Source organism: Flavobacterium sp. (assembly GCF_049318185.1).
Classification (GTDB): domain Bacteria; phylum Bacteroidota; class Bacteroidia; order Flavobacteriales; family Flavobacteriaceae; genus Flavobacterium.
Window position 1 is genome coordinate 1 of the sequence record NZ_JBMOGV010000112.1, and the last position, 6,981, is coordinate 6,981.

General features: G+C 33.4%; 6 protein-coding genes. All 6 read left to right on the forward strand.

From position 1 onward, the window contains the following. The first annotated feature begins 472 nt into the window (after nucleotides 1-472). On the forward strand, nucleotides 473-1,690 hold the full coding sequence (locus ACOYLT_RS09490; protein ID WP_422853617.1) for a tyrosine-type recombinase/integrase: 1,218 nt from the start codon (nucleotides 473-475) through the stop codon (nucleotides 1,688-1,690). Between the two features lie 270 nt (nucleotides 1,691-1,960). Beyond that, nucleotides 1,961-2,848 carry a hypothetical protein gene (locus ACOYLT_RS09495; protein WP_422853618.1) on the forward strand — a complete coding sequence of 296 codons (888 nt, stop codon included), beginning with the start codon at nucleotides 1,961-1,963 and terminating at the stop codon, nucleotides 2,846-2,848. Nucleotides 2,849-2,992: 144 nt separating this feature from the next. Then, nucleotides 2,993-3,274, forward strand: a complete 282-nt coding sequence (locus tag ACOYLT_RS09500; protein WP_103727006.1) for a helix-turn-helix domain-containing protein — start codon at nucleotides 2,993-2,995, stop codon at nucleotides 3,272-3,274. 97 nt (nucleotides 3,275-3,371) lie between these two features. Continuing rightward, a complete protein-coding gene (locus ACOYLT_RS09505) occupies nucleotides 3,372-5,468 on the forward strand; it encodes a VapE domain-containing protein (RefSeq protein WP_422853619.1) in 2,097 nt (698 codons plus the stop codon). Between the two features lie 349 nt (nucleotides 5,469-5,817). Further along, on the forward strand, nucleotides 5,818-6,831 hold the full coding sequence (locus ACOYLT_RS09510) for a PDDEXK nuclease domain-containing protein (RefSeq protein WP_422853620.1): 1,014 nt from the start codon (nucleotides 5,818-5,820) through the stop codon (nucleotides 6,829-6,831). A 31-nt stretch (nucleotides 6,832-6,862) separates the two neighbouring features. After that, nucleotides 6,863-6,981, forward strand: a 119-nt coding sequence (locus ACOYLT_RS09515; RefSeq protein WP_422853621.1) for a DNA cytosine methyltransferase, incomplete at its 3' end; no start/stop codon positions are given.

Consider the following 6,981-nt stretch of genomic DNA (forward strand, 5'->3'; position numbering starts at 1 on the left):
GGGTTATTTTAGAGAAAAACGAATAAACATACAGGGCAACCGAAAACTGTAACAAAGAGTAGGTGGAATAAAAAAGCTTGATTAGGCACTGATTGCACCCGAGCGGAGCGAACAGACGAAGTAAAACCGCGCTATAGGGTTTATAAAATAATACTCAATACTAATTGAGCCTATACCGCCAATTCAATTGGCTTTGCTCAGTTTTTGAATATAAAACTGAGCATATATACAAGTTATCTACAACTTTTCATTCAACCCTCCCATTTGCACTTAAAGTGTTGTATTCATTGACATTGTGAAATTAGTAAAAGCAGAATAAAGCACAAAAAAGCAACGAAATACTTGTTTTGTTGTACCCAATGTTGTACCTTCGTATCACGATGCACCCGATTGAAAGCCTAGTATTTACAATACTTTCACTCGTTTGCTTTCCTTTACAAATATAGTACAACCTTTCTAAATTACTAATTTTATGGCATCAATTAAACTTATTTTAAGAACACACCAGGTAGATCAAACAGGACACAGCCCTTTGTATATCCGAATTATAAAAGATAGAAAAACGAAATTTATCACTGCTGGAGTAAAGCTCAAAGAGAACGAGTGGGATGAAGTAAAGCAGAAAGTAAAAAAGAACCATCCAAACAGTGCCCGAATGAATGCTGCGTTATCGCAAAAAATTGCAGATGCTGAAGGTCAGGTTGCCGATATGGAACGCAAAATAAAAACAGTATCAGTTAAAAAGCTCAAAGAAGCCATAAAGGGAAAAGAAGTGCCAAACTTTTTTGAATATGCTAGAAAGAGATTAGAGAAAATAAAAAGCACTGTTTCTTATTCCACCTACAAAGCATACACTTCTCAGGTTGATAAATTTGAAAAATATATGGGAACCAAGGATGTATATTTTGATGAAATTACGGTAGCTTTATTAAATGACTATAAATTTCATTTAGGCAATGTATTAGGAAACGGAGATACAACGCAACGACTTTCCATAATTGTACTCGGAACCATTTTTAGAGATGCAATTCGCGAAGAAGTAATTCCAGAAACAATGTTTCCTTTTAGCAAAATAACCCTCAAAATCAGTTCTTCTAAAAGACTATTTCTTAATAAAGTACAGATTGATGCTTTAACACAAATAAAGCTAATAGAAGGTAAAAAAGCTATGATGTGGAGAGATTTATTCCTATTCTCAATTTATGCAGGAGGATTGCGTTTTAGTGATGTTATCGAAATGCAATATTCAAATTACAATGAAGCTGAACATAAAATTCAAAAACACATTCGTAAAACTGGAAGAGTACACCAGTTCAAAATTGGAAAAGTGGCTATTGATATTTTAGAAAAATACAAAAAGGAAAATGCCAATCACGATGATTTCATTTTTCCGGTTATTGTCGATAAAGAAGGCTATTTGACCAGCGAAGCAAAACGTTATTTTCAAACAGCAGCTTTCAATAAATTAGCAAATTGGCATCTTAAAAAAATGGGAGAAAAAATGAAATTACCTTTCGACCTTTCTTTCCATTTATCGAGACACAGTTTTGCAACAAATGCGTTAAATAATGGAATGAGAATTGAGCACGTTTCTAAACTTATGGACCACCGAGACATCAGCACAACGCAAGTTTATGCTAAAATCATAAGCGAAGAACTGGACAAAGCAGTAGACAATTATATTTTCTAAATAACGTGTCAATGACTTGTTTTATTGACTTAAAACGATTGTTAATAACTTCAACTAAAATCCTTTAACAAGGATTTTTTTTATTTTATAACTTTACATCAGAGTAAACAAGTAATTTTTAAAGCATTCGAAACGAGTGATAAACGAACTCTAGTTGAAAACACTAGGACTTCCAAAAAGCAACCAATTTAAAACCGCTTTTAATTACCTTTCAATACTAAATGAATAACAAAAAAAACAATATTGCAATTGAATTCAAAGGATCAAAATATGCAAACCGCAGAGTTTGTAGAATTATTGGCAGTGCCACAGGCACAAGCCAAAAATCCTTTATTTGATATTATTATCGAAGACAAAATCAACATTCAAAACTATTGCAATGCCTTAATTGCAAAAATTCTAGAACTCAAACAATCTCAATTTCCTGCATTTATCGATTATCAATTCAACCTGGTGAAGAACCCAGAAGTATGGATTTGTAAACTTGAAAAATTATTAGCCAATAATGAAGCTTTTTTCAGCTCCAAAACGGCAATGAGTAGATACAATAAATTGTACATTTTAATTGATAAAAAAAGAACAGAGCTGCAATCTGCAAGAGTAGTTCGAACAAAACCAAAAACCCCAAAAAGACTTATTAACGCTAATTCTGATGATAGATATTTTTCTTATTATGAAGTCAAAAATCATATTGAAACACTATCTGACTTTTCAGAAAAACTTATTTATTTAACCCAAGAAGCTTTTGCGTATAAACAAGCTGATAAATTTTCAATTAATACGACCTTACAAGCGTATGACGAACAATGCAACCATCAAATTGAGCATTTACAAACACTACGCAAAATGCGTTCTGAATATGATAAAGAACAACAAGAAAAATTAAACATTGCAAAATTAGCAACAGCACCAACTTTAAAAATCCGTTTGAATGGTCCAATCAACATTTTAACGGATGCGTACAAACAAATGATGAATGATGTAAAACCAAATGGCAAACCTTACATTGAGCATAAGATAAAGGACATTGCAAAATTCATTTGTGCTAATTATGTAGACGAAAACGGGAATGAGCTTTCAATGCTTACAATTCAAACGTATTTATCGCCAACAAGAACCGATAAGAACCCAAATAATGATTGGAAAATAAAACTGTAGTCCGATTTTTTCTAAAATTAACATTTCAACTTCTTAATATCCATAAGGTCTAACAAACTTTTTAGTCCGATAAGACCAAATAAGTCTAATCGGACTTTTTTTTATTTCTTCCATTTGCACCATAACAATTTAAAACTTTTAAAAATGGATGCAATTATCTTCACAAAAGACCAGTTCACAGATCTAATGAGCAAATTAGACACTATTCAAAGCCAAATTTCTATCAAGGCTGACCCTAAGAAAGAAACCTTTCTGGACAATCAAGAATTTCTATTACTTATGAAAATTTCAAAACGTACAGCTCAAACCTGGCGAGACGAAGGCAAAATTTCATTCAGTCAAGTAGGAAACAAAATCTATTACAAACTTTCTGATGTTGAAAAGCTATTGCAAGAGCATTACAACAAATCATTCAAAGGACGATAGTATGAGCAGCTGCAACGGAACTTGTGAGTTTTGCGATTGCAAAACTCACAAAAATGAGAACCAACAACTGCCAACCACCAACTATCAACTTTAAAAAATGGTAACAATATTTAAAAACTTCAACGAAGTTGTAGAACACAAAACAATTGCAACAATTTTAGAAGAAATAAAAACGGGAAAGTACAAACCGGGGATTGTGTATTTGCGTAAATCTTTGGCTGAAAAGAAAGAAGAAGCATATAACAAAGCCAAAAAATCACTTCCAGCATTCACACCTTCAGGTAAATTTGTTGGTGGTAGAAAATTGGAATTTCTAGCGGATTATTCAAGTTACATCATTTTGGATATTGACAAATTAACTGCTTCTGAATTGCAAAATGCAAAGAACCTAGCTGCACAAAGTGAGTTTACTTATGCGTGTTTTATTAGCCCATCAGGAAACGGTTTAAAAATTTTAATCAAAATCGACACACCAAAAACCGAACATAAAGAAACGTTCCTAAAAGTTCAAGCTCATTATGAAAGTATTTTAAAACTGGAAATAGACAAATCAGGCAAAGATGTAACAAGACTATGCTTCTATTCCTGGGATGAAAATCTATATCTAAATGAAAACGCCTCAGTCTTTGCGAGTGAAGCTAAAGAAGTTGTCATTGCGAACGAAGTGAAGCAATCTCAAACTAACAACCAACAACCGACAACCGACAACCGCGAAGCCATCTACAATCACTGCGTAAATTTCACCGAAAAAAAAGTGCAATTTGTGAATGGTAGTCGCAACGTATTCGTACACCAACTTGCGTGTAATCTAAACCGAAAAGGAGTTGCATTGCAAGAAGCATTGGGATATATTCTAACCGATTTTGGCTATGATGAAAAAGAAGTAACACAAGCAGTCAACAGCGCCTATGGAAACTTACACGAATTCGGAGCGAATGAAAAGTCCAAAATTGTCATCCCGAGGAACGAGGGAACTCATCAACCTACAACTAAATTTGACGACGATGACGACGAAGACAAACCAAGACCAACACAAATAGACCGTCTAGAGATGTTTTTATCAACGAGATATGTATTCCGTCATAATATGGTTTCTGGCAAATTAGAGTTTCAATATTTCGGTAAAAAAAAGTGGAATGTAATGAATGATTTTATTGAAAATTCAATGCTTAGAGAGTGTTTAAAAGGAAGAATTAAAACAAACTTATCATCATTACGAAACTTGCTTTATTCTGATTTTTGTGTGCTGTTCAATCCTTTTGAAGATTACTTCTTCAATTTACCTTCTTACGATGAAAAGACCGATTACATTACCGAATTAGCTAATACAATAACAACCACAAAACAAGACCTTTGGCAACAATGTTTTAAAAAATGGTTGGTGGCTATGGTCGGTTGTGTGTTAGATGAAAAGGTAATCAATCACACGGTTATTGTGTTCAGTGGCAAACAAGGATTAGGAAAAACAACGTGGGTGGAGAAGCTCGTTCCAAAGCAATTGAAAGAGTATTTATTTTCTGGAACCATAAACCCAAACAATAAAGATACATTGGTACAACTAGCGGAATGTATGTTAATTAATTTGGATGAACTAGAAAACCTAAACCGTTCTGAAATAGGATCACTCAAAGAAATCATTACAAAAACCCAAATCAGAATGAGAAAAGCCTATGGTCACAACAACGAAACTATGCCAAGACGCGCATCATTTGCTGGAAGTGTCAATACAGCCCAATTCTTAAACGATAGTACAGGAAGTAGAAGATTTCTTTGTTTCGAGTTGGAGGGCATAAAATACCAGCACGATGTAGATATTAATATGGCTTTTTCACAAGCGTTGTTTCTCTTCAAAAGTGGTTTTAGATTTTGGTTTGACCAGGAAGAAATCAAGAACATCACAGCAAATAACGAACAATACCAATTGCATAGTCCAGAAGAAGAATTATTATTAACTTGGTTCGAGCCTTGTCCAAAAGAAGAAGCAACACTCTTTTTAAACGCATCACAAATAGCTGCCAAACTTGCTGACAGGACTAAATTAAACTTGAACGATGCTACAATCAACAAATTAGGAAAAGCATTAAAAAAACACAATTTCATAAAAATCAGCAAGAAAACTGGCTATGTTTATGCAGTTAAAGAACTTTCCTATGAAGAAGTAGATGTTAAAAATAAGGAAATTGAAGACGAGTAATTAACATCAAAAAGCAAGTGCATAAAAAAGAGTGCTAAATGCACTCTTTTTTATCATTTTGAGTGGATAGGCAGGATAACCAAATTTCGACACAAACATATTTAGTTTTTTTTAAATTTCAACTTTCGGAAAACTTACTACAGAATTAAAGCAAAACAGTGAATAGCTTAGATTAATTTGCACTCAAACAGCCACTTAAATCCGTTTTTTCTAAACAAAATAAAATAAAAAATGTTTATACCCTTTTTTGGTTATCCTGCCTATCCTTTTTCAATTTCACTCTTTTACATTCCATTGCTTTTTTGTAAGTTTGTGGATTATACTATTAATTTTTCATTTCATTTTTAAAATGCTTCAAAACCAATCCTTAATTCCCGACATAAAGGCAATTATTGCTACTGCCAAAGACAAAGCTGTTAAGGCTGTTGATAATGAGCGTACCATTATGTATTGGAGCATTGGTAAACGTATTTTTGAAGAAGAACAACAAGGAAAAGACCGAGCAGATTACGGAACATATTTAATAAAGTTTCTTTCAGAACAGCTTCAACCCGAATATGGCACTGGTTTTTCAGTAAGACAATTAGAACGCTATCGTCAGTTTTACCGAACTTTTCCAATTGCGACTACACTGTGGACGCAATTGAGTTGGAGTCAATACAAATTATTGTTGGCTGTTGACAATCAAGACAAAAGAGAGTTTTATATTGCAGAAACAGTAAAAAACAACTGGACAGTTCGTCAACTGGAACGACAAATAAATAGCAGTTTATACGAACGTCTGTTAATGAGCAGCGACAGAAAAGAGGTGTTGGCAGTAGCTAGAAACGAGAAATTGCCATCGGATGCAAGAGAGATTATAAAAGACCCTATGTTTTTAGAATTCTTGAATTTAAAGCGTGAAGCTTCTTATTACGAAAGAGATCTAGAAAGTGCCATTATCACACACCTACAAGATTTTCTTTTAGAGTTAGGAAATGGTTTTGCATTTGTAGCAAGGCAAAAACGTATTCATATTGAGGGCGACGATTTCTTTATAGATTTAGTGTTTTACAACCGCTTACTGCAATGTTTTGTAATTATCGAAATCAAAACCGAAAAGCTAACCCACCAAGATATTGGGCAGTTGCAAATGTATGTCAACTATTACGACAGAATAGAAAAAACGCAAAACGAAAACCCAACTATTGGTATTTTGCTTTGTGCCAAGAAAAACGATGGGGTGGTTAAATTTTCATTACCAGAGGACAATAAAAATATCATAGCAAGTCAATACCATTTATACCTACCAACCGAAAAACAATTACTGGAAGAAGTGAAAAAAGAGTTGGAGAACTTTGAAGTAGATGAACCAAGTAACTAAAAGCATATTAAAATAGAGGAACTATTCAATAATGGAAGAATTAAAATTTATAGATTTATTTGCTGGACTTGGCGGATTCCACCTTGCACTTAACGATTTAGGTCATTCATGTGTTTTTGCAAGTGAATTAAATAGTGAACTAAGAGATTT

Excerpts from the sequence above, each read along its gene's own strand:
- ACOYLT_RS09495 (WP_422853618.1), top strand. The coding sequence starts at position 1,961 with ATGCAAACCGCAGAGTTTGTAGAATTATTGGCAGTGCCACAGGCACAA.
- ACOYLT_RS09505 (WP_422853619.1), top strand. The coding sequence starts at position 3,372 with ATGGTAACAATATTTAAAAACTTCAACGAAGTTGTAGAACACAAAACA.
- ACOYLT_RS09500 (WP_103727006.1), top strand. The coding sequence starts at position 2,993 with ATGGATGCAATTATCTTCACAAAAGACCAGTTCACAGATCTAATGAGC.
- ACOYLT_RS09510 (WP_422853620.1), top strand. The coding sequence starts at position 5,818 with ATGCTTCAAAACCAATCCTTAATTCCCGACATAAAGGCAATTATTGCT.
- ACOYLT_RS09490 (WP_422853617.1), top strand. The coding sequence starts at position 473 with ATGGCATCAATTAAACTTATTTTAAGAACACACCAGGTAGATCAAACA.